This is a genomic window from Streptomyces sp. JB150 (genome assembly GCF_011193355.1).
In the GTDB taxonomy this organism is placed as follows: domain Bacteria; phylum Actinomycetota; class Actinomycetes; order Streptomycetales; family Streptomycetaceae; genus Streptomyces.
Genome location: NZ_CP049780.1, coordinates 3348970 through 3371171, shown reverse-complemented (window position 1 = coordinate 3371171; position 22202 = coordinate 3348970). Strand labels below are relative to the sequence as shown.

18 protein-coding genes and 1 pseudogene are annotated in these 22202 nt (G+C 72.5%); 11 read left to right on the top strand and 8 right to left on the bottom strand.

What is annotated here, in order from left to right; all coding sequences use genetic code 11:
• Nucleotides 1–14: 14 nt before the first annotated feature.
• Together G7Z13_RS15765 and G7Z13_RS15760 are read left to right on the top strand one after the other, a co-directional pair.
• Nucleotides 15–869: a calcium-binding protein gene (locus G7Z13_RS15765; RefSeq protein ID WP_165999880.1), complete on the top strand. Its 855-nt coding sequence runs from the start codon at nucleotides 15–17 to the stop codon at nucleotides 867–869.
• A gap of 178 nt (nucleotides 870–1047) precedes the next feature.
• Nucleotides 1048–1953 carry a DUF5707 domain-containing protein gene (locus G7Z13_RS15760; protein WP_165999878.1) on the top strand — a complete coding sequence of 302 codons (906 nt, stop codon included), beginning with the start codon at nucleotides 1048–1050 and terminating at the stop codon, nucleotides 1951–1953.
• 27 nt (nucleotides 1954–1980) lie between these two features.
• Here the strand turns inward: G7Z13_RS15760 and G7Z13_RS15755 are convergent, their stop codons facing one another.
• Together G7Z13_RS15755 and G7Z13_RS15750 are read right to left on the bottom strand one after the other, a co-directional pair.
• Complete coding sequence (locus tag G7Z13_RS15755) at nucleotides 1981–4374, bottom strand: HAD-IC family P-type ATPase (protein WP_165999875.1); 2394 nt, start codon at nucleotides 4372–4374, stop codon at nucleotides 1981–1983.
• Nucleotides 4375–4507: 133 nt separating this feature from the next.
• The gene (locus tag G7Z13_RS15750) at nucleotides 4508–4771 is read right to left on the bottom strand and encodes a DUF2530 domain-containing protein (RefSeq protein WP_165999873.1); all 264 of its coding nucleotides are present in this window, start codon (nucleotides 4769–4771) and stop codon (nucleotides 4508–4510) included.
• Between the two features lie 114 nt (nucleotides 4772–4885).
• Between G7Z13_RS15750 and G7Z13_RS15745 the strand changes: the two genes are divergently transcribed.
• Nucleotides 4886–6337, top strand: coding sequence for an NCS2 family permease (locus G7Z13_RS15745; RefSeq protein WP_165999871.1), 1452 nt, complete (start codon nucleotides 4886–4888; stop codon nucleotides 6335–6337).
• A 40-nt stretch (nucleotides 6338–6377) separates the two neighbouring features.
• Here G7Z13_RS15745 and G7Z13_RS15740 read toward each other — a convergent pair whose 3' ends face one another.
• Entirely contained in the window at nucleotides 6378–6569 is a 192-nt protein-coding gene (locus tag G7Z13_RS15740) for a ribbon-helix-helix protein, CopG family (protein WP_165999869.1), read from the bottom strand.
• Nucleotides 6570–6688: 119 nt separating this feature from the next.
• Here G7Z13_RS15740 and G7Z13_RS15735 point away from each other — a divergent pair, with 119 nt between their 5' ends.
• The 3 genes from G7Z13_RS15735 (at nucleotide 6689) to thpR (ending at nucleotide 10239) form a co-directional block, all read left to right on the top strand.
• Entirely contained in the window at nucleotides 6689–7126 is a 438-nt protein-coding gene (locus G7Z13_RS15735; RefSeq protein WP_165999866.1) for a MarR family transcriptional regulator, read from the top strand.
• Between the two features lie 31 nt (nucleotides 7127–7157).
• The gene (locus G7Z13_RS15730; RefSeq protein WP_165999864.1) at nucleotides 7158–8516 is read left to right on the top strand and encodes an MFS transporter; all 1359 of its coding nucleotides are present in this window, start codon (nucleotides 7158–7160) and stop codon (nucleotides 8514–8516) included.
• Nucleotides 8517–9666: 1150 nt separating this feature from the next.
• Nucleotides 9667–10239 carry an RNA 2',3'-cyclic phosphodiesterase gene (thpR, locus tag G7Z13_RS15725; RefSeq protein WP_165999862.1) on the top strand — a complete coding sequence of 191 codons (573 nt, stop codon included), beginning with the start codon at nucleotides 9667–9669 and terminating at the stop codon, nucleotides 10237–10239.
• Between the two features lie 172 nt (nucleotides 10240–10411).
• On the opposite strand, the pseudogene G7Z13_RS15720 reads toward thpR, so the two are convergent.
• From G7Z13_RS15720 to G7Z13_RS15710, 3 genes and pseudogenes are all read right to left on the bottom strand, one after another.
• Nucleotides 10412–11405 (bottom strand): annotated as a pseudogene (locus G7Z13_RS15720) (aldo/keto reductase).
• Between the two features lie 44 nt (nucleotides 11406–11449).
• On the bottom strand, nucleotides 11450–12037 hold the full coding sequence (locus tag G7Z13_RS15715; RefSeq protein WP_165999859.1) for a Uma2 family endonuclease: 588 nt from the start codon (nucleotides 12035–12037) through the stop codon (nucleotides 11450–11452).
• 72 nt (nucleotides 12038–12109) lie between these two features.
• Entirely contained in the window at nucleotides 12110–12784 is a 675-nt protein-coding gene (locus G7Z13_RS15710) for a GDSL-type esterase/lipase family protein (RefSeq protein WP_165999857.1), read from the bottom strand.
• A gap of 86 nt (nucleotides 12785–12870) precedes the next feature.
• Between G7Z13_RS15710 and G7Z13_RS15705 the strand changes: the two genes are divergently transcribed.
• Complete coding sequence (locus G7Z13_RS15705) at nucleotides 12871–13854, top strand: WD40 repeat domain-containing protein (protein ID WP_165999855.1); 984 nt, start codon at nucleotides 12871–12873, stop codon at nucleotides 13852–13854.
• Nucleotides 13855–13902: 48 nt separating this feature from the next.
• Here G7Z13_RS15705 and G7Z13_RS15700 read toward each other — a convergent pair whose 3' ends face one another.
• On the bottom strand, nucleotides 13903–14718 hold the full coding sequence (locus G7Z13_RS15700) for a TetR/AcrR family transcriptional regulator (protein ID WP_165999853.1): 816 nt from the start codon (nucleotides 14716–14718) through the stop codon (nucleotides 13903–13905).
• Between the two features lie 97 nt (nucleotides 14719–14815).
• Here G7Z13_RS15700 and G7Z13_RS15695 point away from each other — a divergent pair, with 97 nt between their 5' ends.
• On the top strand, nucleotides 14816–15778 hold the full coding sequence (locus G7Z13_RS15695; protein WP_165999851.1) for an ATP-binding cassette domain-containing protein: 963 nt from the start codon (nucleotides 14816–14818) through the stop codon (nucleotides 15776–15778).
• Nucleotides 15775–16596 (top strand): ABC transporter permease, encoded by an 822-nt coding sequence (locus tag G7Z13_RS15690; RefSeq protein ID WP_165999849.1) that lies wholly within the window; start codon nucleotides 15775–15777, stop codon nucleotides 16594–16596. Before G7Z13_RS15695 ends, G7Z13_RS15690 begins: the two co-directional genes overlap by 4 nt.
• A 197-nt stretch (nucleotides 16597–16793) precedes the next feature.
• On the opposite strand, the gene serC is transcribed toward G7Z13_RS15690, so the two are convergent.
• Nucleotides 16794–17912 carry a phosphoserine transaminase gene (serC, locus tag G7Z13_RS15685; protein WP_165999847.1) on the bottom strand — a complete coding sequence of 373 codons (1119 nt, stop codon included), beginning with the start codon at nucleotides 17910–17912 and terminating at the stop codon, nucleotides 16794–16796.
• A gap of 287 nt (nucleotides 17913–18199) precedes the next feature.
• On the opposite strand from serC, the gene G7Z13_RS15680 reads away from it, so the two are divergent.
• Together G7Z13_RS15680 and G7Z13_RS15675 are read left to right on the top strand one after the other, a co-directional pair.
• Nucleotides 18200–20998, top strand: a complete 2799-nt coding sequence (locus G7Z13_RS15680; protein WP_240926495.1) for an FAD-binding and (Fe-S)-binding domain-containing protein — start codon at nucleotides 18200–18202, stop codon at nucleotides 20996–20998.
• 106 nt (nucleotides 20999–21104) lie between these two features.
• Nucleotides 21105–22025 carry an EamA family transporter gene (locus G7Z13_RS15675; RefSeq protein WP_165999843.1) on the top strand — a complete coding sequence of 307 codons (921 nt, stop codon included), beginning with the start codon at nucleotides 21105–21107 and terminating at the stop codon, nucleotides 22023–22025.
• The last annotated feature ends 177 nt before the right edge of the window (nucleotides 22026–22202 follow it).

Genomic DNA, 22202 nt, shown 5'->3' with positions numbered 1-22202 from the left:
TGCTGAGGAAACACATGCGTATTCGCACCACCGTGGCCGCCGTCACCGGCGCCCTCGCCCTGACCGCCGTCGTCGCGCCGGTGGCGCAGGCGGACAGCCACGCCGACATCAACCGGCCCAGCGCCGCCGACCGCGCCGGCAAGTCGGCGTTCACCTCCTCCGCCGCCGCGGAGGAGGCGCCGGTCATCTCCAACGTCACGGTGAACGCCGGCAAGAGCGTCGTCGTCGGCACCACGTACGCCAAGACCTTCACGGTCTCCCTCAAGGCGAGCCACCCGACCGGCATCTACGACGCCTACATCGACCTGTGGCACGGCACCAGCGCCGAGGACAACGTCGACGGCTGGCTCGCGCCGAACGAGGACGCCGCCACCTGCACCGCGGTCAGCTCCACCACGTCGACCTGCAAGCTGACGATCACCGCGCTGCCGGGCGCCGAGGGTGACCTGTACGGCAACTTCCTCGCCGGCACCTGGCACGTGGCCGCCGCCGCCTGGGGCAACGACGGCAGCGAGTACTGGAACGACTACTACAAGACCCACAAGGTCCAGCGCCTGTCCAAGCTGACCGTCAACGCCTCCCCGGAGCCGGTGAAGAAGGGCAAGACCCTCACGGTCACGGGCAAGCTGACCCGCGCCAACTGGGAGACGGGCAAGTACGCGGGCTACTCCGGCCAGTCGGTCAAGCTCCAGTACCGCAAGAAGGACTCCAGCACCTACACCACGCTGAAGACCATCAAGACGAACACCTACGGCGACCTGAAGACCACGGTCACCGCGTCGGCCGACGGCTACTACCGCTACAGCTTCGCGGGCACCACGACCACCCCGGCGGTCAACGCCGCGGGTGACTACGTCGACGTGCAGTAGTCATCAGGCAGCCGAGCACACACGGCAGTTGAGCACGGCCCCGGAAGCCATCCGGGGCCGTGCCGCTTTCCGGCTGTCTTTTCAGCCGCGCACGGCGCCGGAGCAACCCCGGCCCCCTCAACTCCATCTGATCACATGAGTCATGACTCGGCTCCACGATCATTCACTTGGGGAACGCATGCGTATACGAGCCACCGTGGCCGCCGTCACCGGCGCCCTGGCCCTCTCCGCCCTCGCCGTCCCGGCCGCGCAGGCCGCCGGCGGTTCCGCAGCGGACGACGACTACCGCGCCGACGTGGCGAGGATCGCCCGGGCCGCGACCGACCGCGCCGCCGGCCAGCCGTACGACCTGAACGTCAGCTTCTCCGGCTTCAAGGTCGCCAAGGCCGTCAAGGTCGGCACCACCCAGCACGTCTCCACCACGGTCAGCTACACCCTGACCCACGACGCGGACGTCAACGTCAAGTCGGGCGACTTCCTCAGCGCCCCGGTCCTGTACCGCGGGACCATGCAGGCGCCGACCTCCGTCCCGCTGATGGGCAACAAGCCGGCCACCTGCACCGCGACCTCGGCCACCACCGCCACCTGCACCGGCAAGATCGACATCTACCCGGGCCAGGACGACCTGCTCAACTCCGACGCCGGCACCTGGAAGGGCGGCGCGCTGGCCGTCGACTTCAACGGCCAGGACCCGGACGGCTTCGACTTCGACATCACCAAGGTCGGCTACGCCGAGCAGGGCGGCCTCGGCTCCACCCTGATCCAGCGCAACTCGACGCTGACGGTGGACGCCACGCCGGAGCCGGTGAAGAAGGGCAAGACCCTCACCATCACCGGCAAGCTGGCCCGCGCCAACTGGGAGACCCACAAGTACGCCGGCTACACGAACCAGCCGGTGAAGCTCCAGTTCCGCAAGGACGGCACCACCACCTACACCGACGTCAAGACCATCAAGACGGACTCCACGGGCAACCTGAAGACCACCGTCAAGGCCGGCGTCGACGGCTACTACCGCTACAGCTTCGCGGGCACCTCGACCACCCCGGCGGTCAACGCCAAGGGCGACTTCGTCGACGTGCAGTAACCGAGCCCGGTCCGACCCAGGTCCGTCTCAGGCCGGGAAGCGGCGGCCGACCCAGCGCCACAGCAGCTCCAGGGCGGCCGCCGCGCCCGCCGCGATGCCCACCGCGACCCACGGCATCGTCACCCCGACCAGCCTCAGCGCGAAGAAGTCCTGGAGCCACGGCACCACCAGCACCACCAGGAACCCGGCGCCCATCGCCGCGACCAGCGCGATCCGCCACCAGGTGTAGGGCCGTGCGATGATCGCCAGCACCCACATCGAGATCAGGAACAGCGTCAGCGTGGCGGCACTGGTCTCCGCCTCCAGAGCGCCCGGCCCGTCGTAGTGCCGCCGGGCCAGCAGATACGTCGCGAAGGTCGCCAGCGCGGCCAGTACCCCGCCCGGAATCGCGTACCGCATCACCCGCCGCACGAAGTGGGGCTTCGCCCGCTCCTTGTTGGGTGCGAGGGCCAGGAAGAAGGCCGGGACGCCGATCGTGAGCGTGGACAGCAGGGTGAGGTGGCGGGGGAGGAACGGGTACTCCACTCGCGAGCACACGACCAGGACCGCCAGCAGCACCGAGTAGACCGTCTTCACCAGGAACAGCGTCGCCACGCGCGTGATGTTGCCGATCACCCGGCGGCCCTCCGCCACCACCGACGGCAGGGTGGCGAAGCTGTTGTTCAGCAGCACGATCTGCGCCACCGCGCGGGTCGCCTCCGAGCCGGAGCCCATCGCCACCCCGATGTCGGCGTCCTTCAGCGCCAGCACGTCGTTCACCCCGTCGCCGGTCATCGCGACCGTGTGCCCGTGCGACTGGAGGGCGCCCACCATGTCCCGCTTCTGCTGCGGGGTGACCCGCCCGAACACCGTGCCCCCGTCGAGGGCGGCCGCCATGCCCTCGCGGTCGCCGGGCAGCCGGCGCGCGTCCACCACCGCGCCGGTCAGGCCCAGCTTGCCCGCCACCGCGCCCACGGAGACCGCGTTGTCGCCGGAGATGACCTTGGCGCGGACGTCCTGCTCGGCGAAGTAGCGCAGGGTGTCGGCGGCGTCGGGGCGCAGCCGCTGCTCCAGGACGACGAGGGCGGCCGGTTTCGCGCCCCGCGTCACCTCGGCCGAGGAGAGGTCGTCGGCGGCGGCGCGGGCCAGCAGCAGCACGCGCAGGCCCTGCTCGTTGAGGCGTTCGGTCTCGCCGAGGGCCGGGTCGTCGGCGGGCAGCAGCACGTCGGGGGCGCCGAGCAGCCAGGTGCTGGTGTCGCTGTCGCCCTCGATGAAGGAGGCGCCGCTGTACTTGCGGACCGAGGAGAACGGCAGGGACTCCACGCAGCGCCAGCCGTCGGCCTGCGGGTAGGCGTCGATGATCGCCTGGAGGGAGGTGTTGGGGCGCGGGTCGGACTCGCCGAGGGCGCCCAGGACCTGGCGCAGGTACGGCTCGTCGTGGCCGTTGAGCGCCCGCAGCTCGGTGACGTCCATGCCGCCCTCGGTGAGGGTGCCGGTCTTGTCCAGGCAGACCGTGTCGACCCGGGCCAGGCCCTCGATCGCGGGCAGCTCCTGCACCAGGCACTGCTTGCGGCCGAGCCGGATCACGCCGATCGCGAAGGCGACGGAGGTGAGCAGCACCAGGCCCTCGGGGACCATGGGGACGATGCCGCCGACGGTCCGGGCGAGGGAGTCCTTGAAGTCGGCGTCCTTGACCACCAGCTGGCTGATGACCAGGCCGATGGCGGTGGGGACCATCATCCACGTGACGTACTTGAGGATCGTGGAGATGCCCGAGCGCAGCTCGGAGTGGACCAGCGTGAACCGGGAGGCCTCCTCGGCGAGCTGGGCGGCGTAGGCCTCGCGGCCCACCCGGGTCGCCCGGTAGGCGCCGCCGCCGGCGACCACGAAGCTGCCGGACATCAGCTGGTCGCCGGGGCGTTTGACGACCGGGTCGGCCTCGCCGGTCAGCAGGGACTCGTCGATCTCCCAGCCGTCCGCCTCGACGCACACCCCGTCGACCACGATCTTGTCGCCGGGCCCGGCCTCGATCACGTCGTCCAGCACGATCTCGGAGGTGCCGATCTCGGCGGCGGCGCCGTCGCGGCGCACCGTGGGCCGCACCTCGCCGATCAGCGCGAGCGAGTCGAGGGTCTTCTTGGCCCGCCACTCCTGGACGATGCCGATCCCGGTGTTGGCGAGGATGACGAAGCCGAACAGGCCGTCCTGGATCGGCGCGACGAACAGCATGATCACCCAGAGCACGCCGATGATCGCGTTGAACCGGGTGAAGACGTTCGCCCGGACGATGTCCGTCATCGACCGGCTGCTGCGCACCGGCACGTCGTTGACCTGTCCGCGCGCCACCCGCTCGGCCACCTCCGCGGCCGTCAGCCCGCCCGGCGAGGGCGTGCGCACGGGGTGCGCGGATCCGGGCCGGCCGTCCGCGTCGATGTGCGTCATGCCTTCGACGGTACGTGCGGCCATGGCCGTTCACCGCCGGACGCGGGGAAGATCCGACCACGGGAGGACGTGGGTCGTGCCGTGGTACTACGGGCCGGGCGGGGGCCGTTGGGGGCGCCCCGGCGGTGGACGCCTACGCGGCGGAGGCCTTCTCGCGTGCCGCGCGCTTGAGCGCCTGGTCGCGCCTGCGGACGTACCAGACGCCGATCAGGCCGAGGCCGCCGCCGGCCAGGCAGGTCCACAGCCACCAGGTGTGGCCGCGCTCGTCGAACCAGCCGTAGAAGGGCAGCTGGACGAGGAAGAGGACGAACCAGAGGATCGTGCCGCCGGTGATGGTGGCGACCACGGGGCCCTCCAGGGGCTCCGGCGCCTCGTGCTTGGGGGTCCACTTCGCCATGCGGGTCAGTCTAGGCGTGGAGAGGGTCTACGCGCGGAGATGGTAATCAAGGAACTCATATGTTCATACTGAAACCGTTTGTCTCTGTCCACTTCTGCTCGTAGGAACACACCAATGCCCACCTCGGCACCCGCCAAGGTCCCCACGCCCGAGCAGCCGGGCAAGGCGTCGCTCCCCGGCGCCCTCGACCGCTACTTCAAGATCTCCGAGCGTGGCAGCACCCTGGCGCGCGAGGTCCGCGGCGGTCTGGCGACCTTCTTCGCGATGGCCTACATCATCGTGCTGAACCCGATCATCCTCGGCAGCGCGAAGGACATGTACGGCAACCAGCTGGACAACGGCCAGCTGGTCACCGCGACCGCGCTGACCGCGGCGTTCACCACACTGCTGATGGGTGTCATCGGCAACGTGCCGATCGCGCTCGCCGCCGGTCTCGGCGTGAACTCGGTGGTGGCGCTCCAGCTCGCGCCCCGGATGTCCTGGCCGGACGCGATGGGCATGGTGGTGCTCGCCGGTTTCGTGGTCATGCTGCTGGTCGCCACCGGTCTGCGCGAGCGGGTGATGAACGCGGTGCCGTTCGGCCTGCGCAAGGCGATCTCCATCGGTATCGGCCTGTTCATCATGCTGATCGGCCTGGTCGACGCCGGCTTCGTCTCCCGGATCCCGGACGCCGCCCACACCACCGTCCCGCTCCAGCTCGGCGGTGACGGTCACCTCAACGGCTGGCCGGTGCTGGTCTTCGTGCTCGGCGCCCTGCTCACCCTCGCGCTGATCGTGCGCAAGGTGCCCGGTGCCATCCTGATCTCGATCGTCGTGATGACGGTCGTCGCGGTCGTCATCGAGGCCGTCGCCAAGGTGCCCTCCTGGGGCCTGACGACCCCGAAGTGGCCGGGCAACCCGGTCGCCACCCCGGACTTCGGCCTGGTCGGCGAGGTCAGTCTGTTCGGCGGCTTCGAGAAGGTCGGCGTGCTGACCGGCGTCCTGTTCGTGTTCACCGTGCTGCTGTCGTGCTTCTTCGACGCCATGGGCACGATCATGGGCGTCAGCGACGAGGCCAGGCTGACCGACGCCCAGGGGCAGATGCCGGGCATCAACAAGGTCCTGTTCGTCGACGGCATCGCGGTCGCCGCGGGCGGCGCCAGTTCCTCCTCGGCGACCACCGCGTTCGTGGAGTCCACGGCCGGTGTCGGCGAGGGCGCGCGGACCGGCTTCGCCAACGTCGTCACCGGCGGTCTGTTCGCCGTGGCGCTCTTCCTGACGCCGGTCGCCACCATGGTCCCGTCGCAGGCGGCCACCCCGGCGCTGGTCGCGGTGGGCTTCCTGATCCTCGCGGGCTCCGTGAAGGAGATCGACTGGGCGGACCACACGATCGCCATCCCGGCGTTCGTGACGATGCTGATGATGCCGTTCACCTACTCGATCACCAACGGCATCGGCATGGGCTTCATCACCTTCGTGGTGCTGCGCCTGGCGGCCGGCCGGAGCCGGGAGGTCCCGGCGGCGATGTACGTGGTGGCCGCGGTGTTCGCCTTCTACTACCTGATGCCGGCGCTGGGACTCACGTGACGCCTCGCACGGCAGCTCACGGGACGCCTGGCACGGCGGCTCACGTGACGCCCTCGACGCCGTAGAACCTCTCTGTCGCCTCGACGGCCGCCTGGAAGCGCTCGTCGAAGTCATCACGGATGAGCGTCCGGACGACATAGTCCTGGACGCTCATTCCTCTTTTCGCCGCGTGGTGCCGGAGCCGTTCGAGCAGCTCCCCGTCTATCCGCAGGCTGAGCACGCTGGTCCCCATGGAGACGAGGGTCGGCGCACGCCGGGCGCGGTGTGTCGGATTCTGCTTCTGGATCACCCGGACGGGTGATGGCAGGGGCGAGTGGTCTTTAGCGAGAGTAATGAGATATGCTAATGACTATGCCGGACCTCACCCATGGCGACGACGTTGCCGCCGTGAACTCCCTGCGCTCCGCCGTGATGCGGCTCTCCCGTCGGCTCAAGCACCAGCGGGTCGACGAGTCGCTGAGCCCCACCGAGATGTCGGTGCTGGGCACCCTCTCCCTCTGCGGCCGGGCCACCCCCGGTGAGCTCGCCCGCAAGGAGCACGTGCAGCCGCCGTCGATGACCCGCATCGTGGCACTGCTGGAGTCCAAGGGACTGGTCCGGCTGGAGCCGCACCCCGAGGACCGGCGCCAGAAGGTGGTGACCCCGACCGAACAGGCCGAGGCCATGCTGGAGGAGAGCCGCAGAAAGCGGAACGCCTTCCTCGCCACTTTGGTGGAGGGCCTCGACGAGGACGAGTGGGCCAAGCTGCGCGCCGCCGCCCCCGTGCTGGAGAAGCTCGCGCACCTGTAAAGCAGCCGTAGCAAGGAGGAGGCGAACCCTTTTGAGTACGGGATCCGGAGCACACTCCGCCCCCGCACCGACCACCCACGACACCTCATCCGCCGCCGAGGCCCCGCGCAGGGCCTCCATGTTCAGCTCCCTGAAGATCAGGAACTACCGCCTGTACTTCATGGGACAGGTCGTCTCCAACACCGGCACCTGGATGCAGCGCATCGCCCAGGACTGGCTGGTGCTCAGCCTCACCGGCTCCGCCACCGCCGTCGGCGTGACCACGGCCCTGCAGTTCCTGCCGATGCTGCTCTTCGGCCTCTACGGCGGCGTCCTCGTCGACCGCCTGCCCAAGCGGCCCACGCTGCTGGTCACCCAGACCGCGATGGCCGTCACCGGCCTCGCGCTCGCCGCGCTCACCCTGACCGGCCACGTCCTGGTGTGGCACGTGTACGTCGCCGCCTTTGCCGTCGGCCTCGCCACGGTCGTCGACAACCCGGCCCGCCAGTCCTTCGTCAGCGAGCTGGTCGGCCCCGGCCGGCTGCAGAACGCGGTCAGTCTGAACTCGGCGAACTTCCAGTCCGCCCGCCTGATCGGCCCCGCCGTCGCGGGCCTGCTGATCACCGGCGTCGGCACCGGCTGGGCGTTCCTGCTCAACGGGCTGTCCTTCGTCGCGCCCATCACCGGACTGCTGCTCATGCGCTCCCGGGAACTGCACGTCGTCGAGCGCGCCCCGCGCGGCAAGGGCCAGCTCCGCGAGGGCCTGCGCTACGTCGCCGCGCGCCCCGAGCTGATCTGGCCGATCGTGCTGGTCGGCTTCGTCGGCACCTTCGCCTTCAACTTCCCCGTCTACCTCTCCGCCTTCGCCGACGACGTCTTCCACGCCGGCGCCGGCGCCTACAGCCTGTTCAACACCCTGATGGCGGTCGGCTCCGTCGCCGGCGCCCTGCTCGCCGCCCGGCGCGGCACGGCCCGGCTGCGGGTGCTGAGCACGGCGGCGATGGTGTTCGGCGCGGTGGAGATCGTCGCCGCGGCGTCGCCGCAGCTGTGGATGTTCGCGGCGCTGATGGTGCCGCTCGGCGTCTTCGGCATGACGGTGAACGTCACCGCCAACACCGGCATCCAGATGGCGACCGACCCCGCCATGCGCGGCCGGGTGATGGCCTTCTACATGATGGTCTTCCTCGGCGGCTCCCCGGTCGGCGCCCCGATCGTCGGCTGGATCACCGACACCTACGGCGCGCGCGTCGGCCTCGCCGCGGGCGGCGCGATCGCCGCGCTGGCCGCCGCGGTGATCGCCCTCGTCCTGGCCCGCACCGGCGGCCTGCGCCTCGCCGTCGGCTGGCACCACGGCCACCCCACAGTCCGCTTCGTACCCCGCGAACGCGACCACCTGGCCACAGCAGCCTGACCCCACCCGACCGCCCCGGCCCGCCAGCGGGGCCTGCGGCCGCCAGAGGCCCCGCGGCCGCCGGAGGGCCTGCGCCCGTCGGACGCCTCGCGTCTGTCGGAGGCCCAGGGCTCGTCGGGTGCCTTGCGCCCGCCGGCGGGGCTCGCGGTCGCCGGAGGGCCTGCGGCCGTCGGACGTCTCACGTCTGTCGGATGCCCTGTGCCCGCCGGATGCCCTGTGCCCGCCGGATGCCCTGTGCCCGCCGGATGCCCCGCGCCCGTCGGACGTCTCGCGCCCGTCGGACGTCTCGCGCCCGTCGGACGTCTCGCGTCTGTCGGAGGCCCAGCGCTCGTCGGGTGCCTTGCGCCCGCCGGCGGGGCTTGCGGTCGCCGGAGGTCCTGCGCCCGTCGGACGTCTCGCGTCTGTCGGATGCCCTGTGCCCGCTGGATGGCCTGTGCCCGCCGGAGGCCCCGCGCCTGCCGGACGTCTCGCGCCCGTCGGACGTCTCGCGCCCGTCGGACGTCTCGCGCCCGTCGGACGTCTCGCGTCTGTCGGAGGCCCAGCGCTCGTCGGGTGCCTTGCGCCCGCCGGCGGGGCTTGCGGTCGCTGGAGGTCCTGCGGTCGCCGGAGGGTCTGCGGCCGTCGGAGGCCCTGCGACCACCGGAGGCCTCGCGCCCGCGAAAGGTCCCGCGCCCGCCAGCGGGGCCGACGGCCGCCTGCGGCGCGCTGCGGCTGTCTGCGGCCGTGGGACGCCCCGCGTCCTAGCGGACCTGCGGCTGCCTGCCGCGGTGAGCGACGGGCCCCGAGCGCTCGGTTCCCCCGCTCGCCCGGTTCCCTGCCGCCTGGTCCCCCCCGCTCGCCCGGTCCTTCCCGGGCCCCCGGGCGAGCCGTGGCCGCCTGCGGTGGGCTGTCGTGTGGGCGGTGGGCTCCAAGGCCAGCGGCCCTGGACAGTGGTCCCGGCCGGGGCGCCGTGCGGGGTCGCTCGTGACGGCCCTTCCCGGTGTGCCGGGGCACGACCTGCCGGATCACCTGGACACCGGATGAACTGGACACCGGATCACCTGGACACCGGCCGCCGCCGGGGTCGCCCCCGGCGGGCCGTCGCGGTGCGTGGTGGTTCCCGGTGGACGGGTGGGCCGGGCGTCGGGGGGCCTTGTGTCAGGGTGGCCGTATGAGACTCTTCGCCGCTGTGCTGCCGCCCGACGACGTCGCCGGGGAGCTGGCCGCCCAGGTGGACGCGCTGCGCGCGCTGGCCGGTGCGGACCGGCTGCGGTGGACCGGGCGGCCCGGCTGGCACTTCACGCTGGCCTTCTACGGCGAGGTCGACGACGCCCTCGTCCCCGGCCTGTCGGCCCGCCTGGAGCGAGCCGCGCACCGTACCGAGCCGTTCCGGCTGGCGCTGCGCGGCGGCGGCCAGTTCGGGCACGGGCGGGCGCTGTGGACCGGCGCGGACGGCGATGTCGCGACCCTGCGGCTGCTGGCCGACCGCGCCGAGGCGGCGGCCCGCAAGGCCGGCGTCCCCATGGGGGAGCACCGGCGGTACCAGCCGCACCTGACCGTGGCCCGCAGCCGCGAGGCGGTCGACGTACGGCCGTACGTCCGGGCCCTGGACGCGTTCGCCGGCCGTACCTGGACCGTCGCCGAGCTGACCCTCGTCCGCAGCAACCTGCCGCGCTCCGGGACGCCGGGGGAGCAGCCGCGTTACGAGACGGTCGCCCGCTGGGCACTGGGCGGGGCCGGTTAGGCTCGGCACGTGGACCCGAAAACCCGGAACCGGATCATGGCCGGTGCGCTCGTGTTGATGTTCGTCGTCGTCGCGGTGGCTTCCGCGCTGGGCAATTAGCGCGGGAAACCGCACAGCGTTGGCAGACCGCGCGGTTCCCCGCGCCCCTTGACCGGGGCGGCGTGCGCCCGTGTCACCAGGCGAAGGCCTCGGGGCTCGGGCCCGTGCCCGGGAAGATGTCGTCCAGGGAGGTCAGCAGGTCCTCGGAGAGGTCCAGCTCGACCGCCCGCAGGGCGGACTCCAGCTGGGCGAGGGTGCGCGGGCCGACGATCGGCCCGGTCACGCCCGGCCGGGTGAGCAGCCACGCCAGAGCCGCCTCGCCGGGCTCCAGGCCGTGCTTGTCGAGCAGGTCCTCGTACGCCTGGATGCGCGCCCGCGCCGCCGGGTCGGCGAGGGTCTGCACGGCGCGTCCCGAGGTGCGCCGCTTGCCCTCGTTCTCCTTGCGGAGGACGCCGCCGAGCAGTCCGCCGTGCAGCGGCGACCACGGGATGACACCGAGGCCGTAGTCCTGCGCGGCCGGGATGACCTCCATCTCGGCGCGCCGCTCGAACAGGTTGTACAGGCACTGCTCGCTGACCAGGCCGAGCGAGCCGCGCCGGGCGGCGGCCTCGTTGGCCTGGGCGATCTTGTAGCCGGGGAAGTTGCTGGACCCGGCGTAGAGGATCTTGCCCTGCTGCACCAGGACGTCGATGGCCTGCCAGATCTCGTCGAACGGGGTGTCCCGGTCGATGTGGTGGAACTGGTAGAGGTCGATGTAGTCGGTGCCCAGGCGCCGCAGGCTCCCGTCCACCGCGCGGCGGATGTTCACCGCGGAGAGCTTGTCGTGGTTGGGCCAGGCCGGGCTGCCGTCGGCGCCCATGTTGCCGTACACCTTGGTGGCCAGGACGACCTTTGTCGCGGCGCCCGCCGCCCTTGGCGAACCAGCTGCCGATGATCTCCTCGGTGCGGCCCTTGTTCTCGCCCCAGCCGTACACGTTCGCGGTGTCGAAGAAGTTGATGCCCGCGTCCAGGGCGGCGTCCATGATGGTGTGACTGTCGGCCTCTTCGGTCTGCGGGCCGAAGTTCATGGTGCCGAGGACGAGGCGGCTGACCTTGAGTCCGGTGCGTCCGAGCTGCGTGTACTCCATGAACGTCTAGCCAACGACGTGGAGTGCGCTCGAAGCAAGGCGGATCAGTCGCGGGGGAACTCGCCGGTCTTCAGGACGAGGTCGACGACGGTGTGGGTGAGGTCCAGGTCCTTGCCGAAGGGGACGGTCGTCTCGACCTCGTAGTCACCGTCCTTGGGGTCGGTGTAGAGGTGGCAGCGGCCCTGGCAGGGGTCGGCGACCACGTAGACGGGGACCCCGGCGGTGGCGTAGGCGGTCTTCTTGGGGCCGTAGTCGTTCTGGCCGGTGCTCCTGGAGATCACCTCGGCGACGAACATGACGTCCTCGCAGCGCCAGTGGCCGCTCTCCGTCTTCGCGGCGTCCTCGGTCATCACGGTCACATCGGTCGCGAACCCGTTGAGGTGACCCGGGTAGTCGATCCGCACGTCGGACTTGATGCGCCGGCGCGGGTACTTCGTGCGCAGCTGCTCGTAGATGTCCGCGATGATCTCCCAGTGGGTGTCCCGCTGCGGCGACAGGTAGACGGTCCCCTCGACGATCTCGACCTTGTATCCCTCGGGGACGGGCATCTTCTCGAGCCGCTCGAACATCTCGTCGAGCGTGATCGTGTTGTCGCTCTCGGCCATCGCGATCCTGTCGTGAAGGACGGTCATCGTGGCGTTCCTCCCCGACCGCCCCTCGAACGGGCGCGGCCGCGCAGTACAACGATACGAACGGCGGACCGGTTACGCGCCGTACTCCCCGCCGACCCCCCACCCCTGCCACATCGCCTCGGCGAACGCGCCCGCGATCCGGTGCTCGCCGCTCGCGCTGGGGTGGGTGCCGTCGTAGGTGTCGCGGTGGATGTCCCACCCGGCCGGGGGCGAGGCGAGGAGCAGCGGGGAGCGGGGGGTGTCCAGGTCGGCGACCGCCTTGCCCAGCAGTTCGTTGAAGCGGGTGACCTGCTCGGCGAACGGGGGGTCCTGCTGGGCGCGGACGTTGGGGATCACCGGGAGTATCACCATCCGTATGCGCGGCCTGGCCTCGCGGGCCGCGGCCACGAACGCGTGCACGTTCCGCGCCGTCTGCTCCGCGTCGGTGTAGAAGCCGAGGTCTATGAGGCCGAGCGAGACCAGCAGCACGTCCGCGCGGGTCTCGCGCACCGCGTCCCCGACGAGCGGGGCCATGTGCAGCCAGCCCTCGCCCCAGCCGGCCAGGTGGGCGCGGGGGAAGTCCGGGTCGGCGTAGGCGTACGACGTGGGGGCGTCGGCCGCCTTGTCGTACAGCGTCTCGCGCGGGCCGACCAGCGTGAACGGGCCGCCGTACGTGGCGCACAGGTGCTGCCACATGCGGTGCCGCCAGGTGTGCTCGCCCGCGCTGCCGATGGTCATCGAGTCGCCTACCGGCATCAACCTGAGCATCCGCTCATGATGGACGATCGGCGTGGCGGCCGGGCGCGGGGCGGGGTGTGAGGCCCGCCACGCCCCGCTCGTGCCAGTCTTGGGGCATGCGCCGAACGTTCGTGCTCCTCGCCGCGGCCCTCCTCACGGGGGCGCTCGCCCAGCCGTCCGCCTCCGCCGCCGACGCGGACGAGGGGTTCACCATCAAGGACCCGCGCATCACGGAGTCCAGCGGCCTGGCCGCCTCCCGGCAGCACCCGGGCGTCTACTGGACCCACAACGACAGCGACGACGGCGCGTATCTGTACGCCGTGGACGGCAGGACCGGCGACACCCTCGCCACCCTCTCGCTCACCGGCGTCGGCGCCCCGCGCGATGTCGAGGCGATCTCGATCGGGCCCGGCGACCAGATCTACGTCGGCGACATCGGCGACAACCTCGGCGGCAGCTGGGACCACGTCTGGATCTACCGGCTGCCCGAGCCGAAGACCCTGCGGGACGAGACGGTGCGGGCCACGCAGTACGTGGTGCGGTACTCGGACGGGCCGCGGGACGCCGAGTCGCTGGTGGTGCACCCGAAGACGGGGCGCGTCTACATCGTCGACAAGAACGAGAAGGGCGGCCACCTCTACCAGGGGCCCGCTCGGCTGTCCGCCTCCGGCACCAACGTGTTCACGCCGGTCGCCGCCGTCCCCGACCTGGAGGCCACCGACGCGGCGCTGTCCCCGGACGGCGAACAGCTCGTCGTGCGCAGCTACTTCGGCGCCATCGCCTACGACTGGAACGGCGGCAGGCTGAGGAAGACCGGGCGGCTCGGCGTGCCGTTCCTGGGCCAGGGGGAGTCCGTCACCTACACCGCCGACGGGTCGCGGCTGATGTACGGCGCCGAGGGCGCGGAGAGTGCCGTGGAGCCCGGTGACGTGCCGGGCGGTGGCGGGGCCGAGGGGGCCGAGTCGCCGGCGGGGGCGGGCGGCGCGGACCCGGGCAAGGAGGAGGACGGCGGCGGGGTGAGCGCCGGCAAGGGCGCCCTCGCCATCGCCGCGGCGGCGGTCGCGCTGCTGGGGCTGAGCAGGCTGCGGCGCAGGAAGTGACGGGGTGGTTCCCGGGCGGCGGGCGGTGACGGACGCCGGAGCGGGGGCCTAGGCGTCTGTGGCGTCTGTGCTGTCGTCCGGGGCGTCCGTCCCGCGCTCGCGCGCCCGCTGGGACACGAACACCTCGAGTCCGTCGAGGATGCGCCGCAGTCCGAACTCGAAGTGGTCGAAGTCGGGGCTCCAGGTGTCCTCGGAGAGGTTGGCCATGATCGGGTAGCGGTCAGGTGTCATGACCCTCTCCAGGACCGGCACCTGCGCCTCGAAGAACTCGGTGGTGGTCAGCCCGGTCCGGCGCTCGGCCTCCTCCTGGTAGACCTGGGTGCGCGCGGCGCCGACGACGTACGAGTCGATCAGGATGATCACCGAGACCAGCTCCCGATCGCTCAGCCCCATGGGCCGGATGCGCCCCAGCACCAGCTCCATGCTGTCGAGGGCGCTCGGGCCGAGGATCGGCCGGGACTGGTTGACGTGGAGCAGCCAGGGGTGGCGCCGGTAGAGGGCGAGGGCGGCGCGGGCCATGGCGCCGAGGGCGGAGCGCCAGTCGCCGTCGCCGAGGCCTTCGAGGGCGTCGGCGGGGCGCTGGACGCGGTCGAGCATGAGGTCCAGCAGCTCGGCCTTGCCGGGGACGTAGCGGTACAGCGACATCGCGCTGGTGCCCAGTTCCGCGCCGACGCGGCGCATGGAGACCGCCTCCAGCCCCTCGGTGTCCGCGACCCGGACGGCGGCTTCCACGATCCGGTCGAGGGTGAGGGCGGGCTTGGGACCGCGGCTCGGGCGCCGCCCGCTGTCCCAGAGCAGTTCCAGGGTGCGGACGATGTCGCCGCTGCCACTGGTGTCGGTCATTCCCTTGCCGCCGCTCGTCATGACCTCAGCTTATGTCCCCGGAGAAAAACTGCTTACGGTGTACGCGTAATCGGGTACGGTGTAAGCAGTTGTGGGGACGACGGGAGGAACGGGAACGATGGACGGTTACGCGGTGCACGCCGAGGGACTGGAGAAGCGGTACGGCGAGAAGCGCGCCCTCGACGGCTTCGACCTCGCCGTCCGCGAGGGCATCGTGCACGGCCTGCTCGGGCCGAACGGCGCCGGCAAGACCACCGCCGTGCGCATCCTGTCCACGCTGGTCCGCCTCGACGGCGGACGGGCCACGGTGGCCGGCCTGGACGTGGCCCGGCAGCCGCGCGAGGTGCGCGCCAGGATCGGGCTCACCGGCCAGTACGCGGCGGTGGACGAGGTGCTCACCGGCCGGCAGAACCTGGAGATGTTCGGCCGCCTGTTCCACCTCGGCGGCAAGCGGGCCAAGCTGCGCGCGGCCGAGCTGCTGGAGCAGTTCGACCTGACCGACGCCGCCGACAAGGGCGCCGGAGGCTACAGCGGCGGTATGCGCCGCCGCCTCGACCTGGCCGCGTCGATGATCCTCGCCCCGGCCGTGCTCTTCCTGGACGAGCCGACGACCGGGCTGGACCCGAGGAGCCGGGGCGAGGTGTGGGAGTCGGTGCGGGCGCTGGTGGCGAGCGGCACCACGGTCCTGCTGACCACCCAGTACCTGGAGGAGGCCGACAAGCTGGCCTCCCACATCACGGTCATCGACCAGGGCCGCGCCATCGCCGACGACACCCCGGACGGCCTGAAGGACCGGGTGGGCGGCGACCGGATCGAGGTCGTGGCCGCCGACCGGGCGGACATCCCGCGGGTGGTGAAGGTGATCGCGCGGGTCTCGGACGGCGAACCCGAGGCCGACGAGACCGAGTTGCGCGTGCACGCGCCCGTCGACGACCGGGTCGCGGCGCTCACCGAGGTCGCCCGCACCCTGCAGGACGAGGGCGTGCGGGTCGAGGACATCGGGCTGCGCAGGCCCAGCCTCGACGACGTGTTCCTGCGCCTGACCGGACACCGCGCCAAGAAGGAGGAGACGGCGGCATGAGCACCCTGGACCTCACCCGGCCCGCCCCGCGCAGCCGCGCGTACTGGATGCTGTCGGACGTCTGGAACATCGTGCGCCGGGGCCTGACGCACTACCGGCGCCAGCCGGTGAACATCGCCTGGCAGCTGGGCTTCCCGATCCTGTCGGTGCTGCTGTACGGCTATGTCTTCGGCAGCGCCATGCAGGTCCCCGGCGGCGGGGACTACAAGGACTTCCTGATGCCCGGCATGTTCGTCATGACGATGGCGTTCGGCTTCATCAACACCGCGACGGTGGTGGTCTACGACTCGACGAAGGGCGTCATCGACCGCTTCCGCTCGATGCCGATGGCGTCCAGCGCCGTGGTCGCGGGCCGCGGCGTCACCGACCTCCTGGTGGCCTGCGCCGAACTGGCCATCATGATGCTGACCGCGCTGGCGATGGGCTGGCGCCCGGAGGGCGGCTGGGGCTTCCTCGCCGCGTTCGGCCTGCTGCTGTGGCTGCGGTTCGCCCTCATCTGGGTGGGCGTCTGGCTCGGCCTGATCGTCCCCAACCCGGAGGCGGCGGGCGGCCTCTTCGCGGTCGCCTTCCCGCTGACGATGATCTCCAGCATCTTCGTCGCCCCGCAGCTGATGCCCGACTGGCTCGGCTGGCTCGCCGCCTGGAACCCCATCTCCTCCACGGCCGCCGCCGCCCGCGACCTGTTCGGCACCCCCGCCGGCAACGGCGACTCCTGGGTCGAACAGCACGCCCTGCTGATGTCCGGGCTGTGGCCGCTGATCCTGACGGCGGTCTTCCTGCCCCTGGCGGTACGGCGGTTCCAGCGGCTCAGCCGCTGAGGCGGGGCCCTCGGCGCCGCTGATGCCCTGTGGGGCCGGTGGCGCTGGGGGAGGGGCCACGGCGACCCGGTTCCTGCCCGACGCGCGGGTCGTGCGCGCGAGGGGCCCGCGCGAAAGGGGGCGCCCGGTGTTCGCCGGGCGCCCCTTTCACCTGCTGCGCGAGGTCGTGCGGGTCGTGCGGGTCGTGCGGGAGAAGGTCAGAGCTTCTCGATGACGTAGTCGATGCACTTGGTCAGGGCCTCGACGTCCGCCGGGTCGATCGCCGGGAACATGGCGATGCGCAGCTGGTTGCGGCCCAGCTTGCGGTACGGCTCGGTGTCGACGATGCCGTTGGCGCGCAGCACCTTGGCGACGGCGGCGGCGTCCACCTCGTCGGTGAAGTCGATGGTGCCGATGACGGCCGAGCGCTTGGCGGGGTCGGTGACGAACGGGGTCGCGAACTTCACGTCCTCGGCCCAGCCGTACAGCGTCCGCGCGGAGGTGGCCGTGCGGCGCACCGCCCAGTCCAGACCGCCCTGGCCGTTGATCCACTCCAGCTGCTGGTTCAGCAGGAACAGGGTGGCGAGCGCCGGGGTGTTGTACGTCTGGTTCTTGCGGGAGTTGTCGATCGCCGTCGGCAGCGAGAAGAACTCCGGGATGTGCCGGCCGGACGCGTGGATCCGCTCGGCGCGCTCGAGCGCCGCCGGGGAGAACACGCCGATCCACAGGCCGCCGTCGGAGGCGAAGGACTTCTGCGGGGCGAAGTAGTAGACGTCCGTCTCGGCGATGTCGACCGGGAGGCCGCCCGCGCCGGAGGTGGCGTCGACCAGGACCAGCGCACCCTCGTCGGCGCCCTCGACCCGCTGGATCGGCATGGCGACACCGGTCGAGGTCTCGTTGTGGGTGAACGCGTACACGTCCACGCCCGCCTCGGCCCGCGCCTGCGGGTGCGTGCCCGGGTCGGCGGCGACGACGGTGGGCTCGGCCAGCCACGGGGCCAGCTTGGCCGCCTTGGCGAACTTCGAGCTGAACTCGCCGAAGCTGAGGTGCTGCGACTTGTTCTCGATCAGGCCGTGGGTCGCGATGTCCCAGAACGCGGTGGAGCCGCCGTTGCCGAGGACGACCTCGTAGCCGTCGGGCAGCCCGAACAGCTCGCGGATGCCCTCGCGCACCTGGCCGACCAGGTTCTTGACCGGGGCCTGGCGGTGGGAGGTGCCGAGCAGGGACGTACCGGTGGCGGCCAGGGCGTCCAGCGCCTCCACCCGCACCTTGGAGGGACCCGCGCCGAATCGACCGTCCGCGGGCTTGATGTCAGCAGGAATCTGGATCTCAGCCACGAGGCGGAGCGTATCCCTTCGCGGAAATCAGGCGGAAACGTGTCCGTTCGATGAGACGAGATCTCCACCCCCCAAACCTGTGCGGATCTACGGAAGACCGCCCCGGAGCACCCGTCCCGCCCGGTGCCCGGAGGCATCCTGGACGCATGACGGATCCCCGAGCCGGCCGGCATCCCGAACCCCGCCCCGGTGTCCCCGCCGGTCTGCCCGCCGGTCTCCGTGCCGGTCTGCGCGCCGCCGTCCGCGGCGAGGTCGCGTTCGACGTCACCGCGCGGGCGCTGGCGACCATGGACGCGTCCAACTACCGGCGGGTGCCGCTGGGCGTGGTCGCGCCGAGGGACGCAGACGACGTCGCGGCCGCGCTGGAGGTGTGCCGCGCGCACGGGGTGCCCGTCGTGGCGCGCGGCGGCGGCACGTCGATCGCCGGGCAGGCCACCGGCACCGGCGTGGTGCTGGACTTCACCCGGCACATGAACCGGGTGCTGTCGCTCGACCCCGCGACCCGCACGGCCGTCGTCCAGCCGGGGCTGGTGCTGGACCGGCTCCAGGAGGCCGCCGCGCCGCACGGACTGCGCTTCGGCCCCGACCCGTCCACCCACAGCCGCTGCACCCTCGGCGGCATGATCGGCAACAACTCCTGCGGCGCCCACTCGGTGGCCTGGGGCACCACCGCGGACAGCGTGCGGGAGCTGTCGGTGGTCACCGCGCGCGGCGAGCGGCTGCGGCTCGGACAGCGCTGGGCGGGGGCACCGGAGGGCCTGCGGACCCTGGTCGAGGGCGAGCTGGCCCGGCTGCGCACCGGGTTTCCCGAGCTGCCCCGCCGTATCTCCGGCTACGCGCTGGACGCGCTCCTGCCGGAGAACGGCGCCGACGTCGCCCGCTCCTTCTGCGGCTCCGAAGGCACCCTCGGCATCCTCACCGAAGCCGTCGTACGGCTCGTGGAAGCCCCCCGCGCGCGGGCGCTGGCCGTGCTCGGCTACGCCGACGAGAGCGCGGCGGCACAGGCCGCGGCGGGACTCCTGCCGCACCGGCCGCTGACCGTGGAGGGCATGGCGGCCGACCTCGTCCCGTCCGCCGCCGCGCTGCCCCGGGGCGGGGCATGGCTGTTCGTCGAGACCGGCGGGGACTCCGGCGCGCAGGCACGCGCGCGTGCGGAGCACATCGCGCGGGCCGCCGACGCCGTGGACGCGCTCGTGGTGACCGACCCGGCCGGACAGCGCGCGCTGTGGCGCGTCCGGGAGGACGCGAGCGGCACCGCCACGAGGATGCCCGACGGCAGCGAGGCATGGCCCGGCTGGGAGGACTGCGCGGTGCCGCCGGCCCGGCTCGGCGCCTACCTGCGGGACTTCCGGGCCCTGCTGGCCGCGCACGGCCTGCGCGGCACGCCCTACGGGCACTTCGGCGACGGCTGCGTCCACGTCCGCATCGACTTCGACCTGCTGACCGCGCCGGGCGTGGCCCGCTTCCGCCGCTTCTCCGAGGAACTGGCCGACCTGGTCGTCGCCCACGGCGGCTCGCTGTCCGGCGAGCACGGCGACGGCCAGGCGCGCGCCGAACTGCTGCCGCGCATGTACGGGCCGGAGACGGTGGCGCTGTTCGCACGCGCCAAGGCGGTCTGGGACCCGGACGACCTCCTCAACCCCGGCATGCTGGTCCGCCCGCACCGCCTCGACGACAACCTCCGCTTCGCCCCGCTGCCCCGCCGCCCCGTCGACGTGGCGTTCGGCTACCCGGCCGACGGCGGCGACTTCTCCGCCGCCGTACGGCGGTGCGTCGGCGTCGCCAAGTGCCGTACGGCCACCGCGAGCGGCCCGGCCGTGATGTGCCCGTCCTTCCGCGTCACCGGCGAGGAGGCGCACTCCACGCGCGGGCGGGCCCGGCTGCTGCACGAGATGCTGGCCGGCGAGGTGGTGACCGGCGGCTGGCGCTCGCCCGAGGTGCGCGACGCCCTCGACCTGTGCCTGGCCTGCAAGGGCTGCCGCTCGGACTGCCCGGTCGGCGTCGACATGGCCACCTACAAGGCCGAGTTCCTGCACCACCACTACGCCGGCCGGCGCCGCCCCGCCGCGCACCACAGCATGGGGCGGCTGCCGGAGTGGCTGCGCGCCGTGGACCGCACGCGCACGGCGGCCCTGGTCAACGCCCTCGCCGGCGTGGCACCCCTGGCACGGCTGGGCAAGCGGCTCGGAGGCATCGCGGGGGAGCGGGAGATCCCGCGGCTGGCGACGGAGCCGTTCAGCCGGTGGTGGCGCGGGCGCGCGGCGCCCGCAGGGGCGGGGGACGGGACACGGGTCGTGCTGTGGCCCGACACCTTCACCGAGCACCTCTCGCCCTCGGTGGGCCGGTCGGCGGTCCGCGTCCTGGAGGCGGCGGGACTCGCCGTCACCCTGCCGCCCACGGCGGGCCGCCGCGCCCGGGTCTGCTGCGGGCTGACGTACGTCTCCACCGGCCAGCTCGACCGCGCCCGTACCGTCATGCGCCGCACCCTCGACACCATGACGCCGGTGCTGGCGGCCGGCACCCCCGTGGTGGTCCTCGAACCCAGCTGCGCGGCGGCGCTCCGCACCGACCTGCCCGAGCTGCTGTCCGACGACCCGCGCGCCGCCCGCCTGGCCTCCCGCGTCCTCACCTTCGCCGAGTCCCTGGACCGCCTCGCCCCCGGCTGGACCCCGCCCCGCCTCGACCGTCCGGCCGTCGGCCAGACCCACTGCCACCAGCACGCGGTCCTCGGCGACGATTCCGACCGCCGGCTGCGCGCCGCCGCGGGACTCACCGGCGAGCTGTCCGGCGGCTGCTGCGGCCTCGCGGGCGACTTCGGCTTCGCACGAGGTCACTACGAGGTCTCCGCGGCCTGCGCCGAGGAGCGACTGCTGCCCGCGGTGCGGACGGCGCCCGCGGACGCGGTGGTCCTGGCGGACGGCTTCTCCTGCCGGACCCAGCTGGAGCACCTGGGCGGGGTACGGGGCCGGCACCTGGCGGAGGTGCTGGCGAAGGCGCTGGACGCGGAGACGAGTACGGGGCCGGGCGAGGCTGGGGACGTGGGGCCGGGCGAGGCCGGGGGCACGGGGCCGGGCGCGGCCCGGTAAGCCGCAAAACCGCTTCACACACCTGATCCAGTCCATTACCCTGGACCGAGTAGTCCATCGCGCTGAACGAATCTCCGCGCACTCGAACCGAGCCCCTGGACCGCCCGTGACCAGCCCCGAGACCGCCACGACCGCTTCCGTCGCCGCCTCCCCCGCCTCCGGCGCTCCGGGCCGGTTCGGCTCGCTCGGGCCCGTGGGGCTGGTGTTCGCGGGCGGGATCTCGGTGCAGTTCGGCGGGGCGCTCGCCGTGATGCTGATGCCCAGGGCCGGTGCGCTGGGCGTGGTGGCGCTGCGGCTGGCGGTGGCCGCGGTGGTGCTGCTGGTGGTCTGCCGGCCCCGGCTGCGCGGCCACTCCCGCGCCGACTGGGGCACGGTCGCCGTCTTCGGCGTCACCATGGCCGCCATGAACGGCCTCTTCTACCAGGCCGTCGACCGCATCCCGCTGGGCCCCGCGGTCACCCTGGAGGTGCTGGGCCCGCTCGCCCTCTCCGTCCTGGCCTCCCGCCGGCTGATCAATCTCCTCTGGGCGGGCCTCGCCCTCGCAGGTGTCTTCCTCCTCGGCGGCGGTATCGGCGACCTCGACCCGCTGGGGGCGGCCTTCGCGCTGGGTGCCGGTGCGATGTGGGCGGCGTACATCGTCTTCAGTGCCCGCACCGGCCGCCGCTTCCCGCAGGCCGACGGCCTCGCGCTGGCCATGGCGGTCGGCGCGGTGCTGTTCCTCCCGCTGGGCCTCGCGGAATCCGGCGACAAGCTCCTCGACCCGGTCACCCTGGGCCTCGGCGCGGCGGTCGCCCTGCTCTCCTCCGTCCTGCCCTACACCCTCGAACTCCTCGCCCTGCGCCGCCTGCCCGCCTCCACGTTCGCCGTGCTGATGAGCCTGGAACCCGCCATCGCGGCGACGGCCGGCTTCTTCCTCCTCGACCAGTTGCTCACCCCCACCCAGGCCCTCGCCATCACCCTGGTCATCGTGGCGAGCATGGGCGCGGTGCGCACGCAGGTGGGACGGCGGAAGACGGCGACCGCCTGAACGGGCGGGGCTGCTCAGGCGGGTCGTCGCCGTTCGGATCGGGTTGCCTGGGCGGGTCGTCGCCGGTCGGAGCGGGCAGCTCAGGAGGGCCGTAGCCGGGCGGAGCGGGTCGCTCGTGAGGGCCCCGGCCGGTCCGAGCGGGCCGCCGTAACGGCCCCGCCCGCGCGGCCGTCGCCC

Coding starts and splice junctions, on each gene's coding strand:
- G7Z13_RS15745 (WP_165999871.1), top strand. CDS start 4,886: ATGCCCACCTCGGCACCCGCCAAGGTCCCCACGCCCGAGCAGCCGGGC.
- G7Z13_RS15760 (WP_165999878.1), top strand. CDS start 1,048: ATGCGTATACGAGCCACCGTGGCCGCCGTCACCGGCGCCCTGGCCCTC.
- G7Z13_RS15740 (WP_165999869.1), bottom strand. CDS start 6,569: ATGGGGACCAGCGTGCTCAGCCTGCGGATAGACGGGGAGCTGCTCGAA.
- G7Z13_RS15705 (WP_165999855.1), top strand. CDS start 12,871: ATGCGCCGAACGTTCGTGCTCCTCGCCGCGGCCCTCCTCACGGGGGCG.
- G7Z13_RS15735 (WP_165999866.1), top strand. CDS start 6,689: ATGCCGGACCTCACCCATGGCGACGACGTTGCCGCCGTGAACTCCCTG.
- G7Z13_RS15695 (WP_165999851.1), top strand. CDS start 14,816: ATGGACGGTTACGCGGTGCACGCCGAGGGACTGGAGAAGCGGTACGGC.
- G7Z13_RS15680 (WP_240926495.1), top strand. CDS start 18,200: ATGGACGCGTCCAACTACCGGCGGGTGCCGCTGGGCGTGGTCGCGCCG.
- G7Z13_RS15710 (WP_165999857.1), bottom strand. CDS start 12,784: ATGCTCAGGTTGATGCCGGTAGGCGACTCGATGACCATCGGCAGCGCG.
- G7Z13_RS15750 (WP_165999873.1), bottom strand. CDS start 4,771: ATGGCGAAGTGGACCCCCAAGCACGAGGCGCCGGAGCCCCTGGAGGGC.
- G7Z13_RS15715 (WP_165999859.1), bottom strand. CDS start 12,037: ATGACCGTCCTTCACGACAGGATCGCGATGGCCGAGAGCGACAACACG.
- G7Z13_RS15700 (WP_165999853.1), bottom strand. CDS start 14,718: ATGACGAGCGGCGGCAAGGGAATGACCGACACCAGTGGCAGCGGCGAC.
- G7Z13_RS15765 (WP_165999880.1), top strand. CDS start 15: ATGCGTATTCGCACCACCGTGGCCGCCGTCACCGGCGCCCTCGCCCTG.
- G7Z13_RS15755 (WP_165999875.1), bottom strand. CDS start 4,374: ATGACGCACATCGACGCGGACGGCCGGCCCGGATCCGCGCACCCCGTG.
- G7Z13_RS15690 (WP_165999849.1), top strand. CDS start 15,775: ATGAGCACCCTGGACCTCACCCGGCCCGCCCCGCGCAGCCGCGCGTAC.
- thpR (WP_165999862.1), top strand. CDS start 9,667: ATGAGACTCTTCGCCGCTGTGCTGCCGCCCGACGACGTCGCCGGGGAG.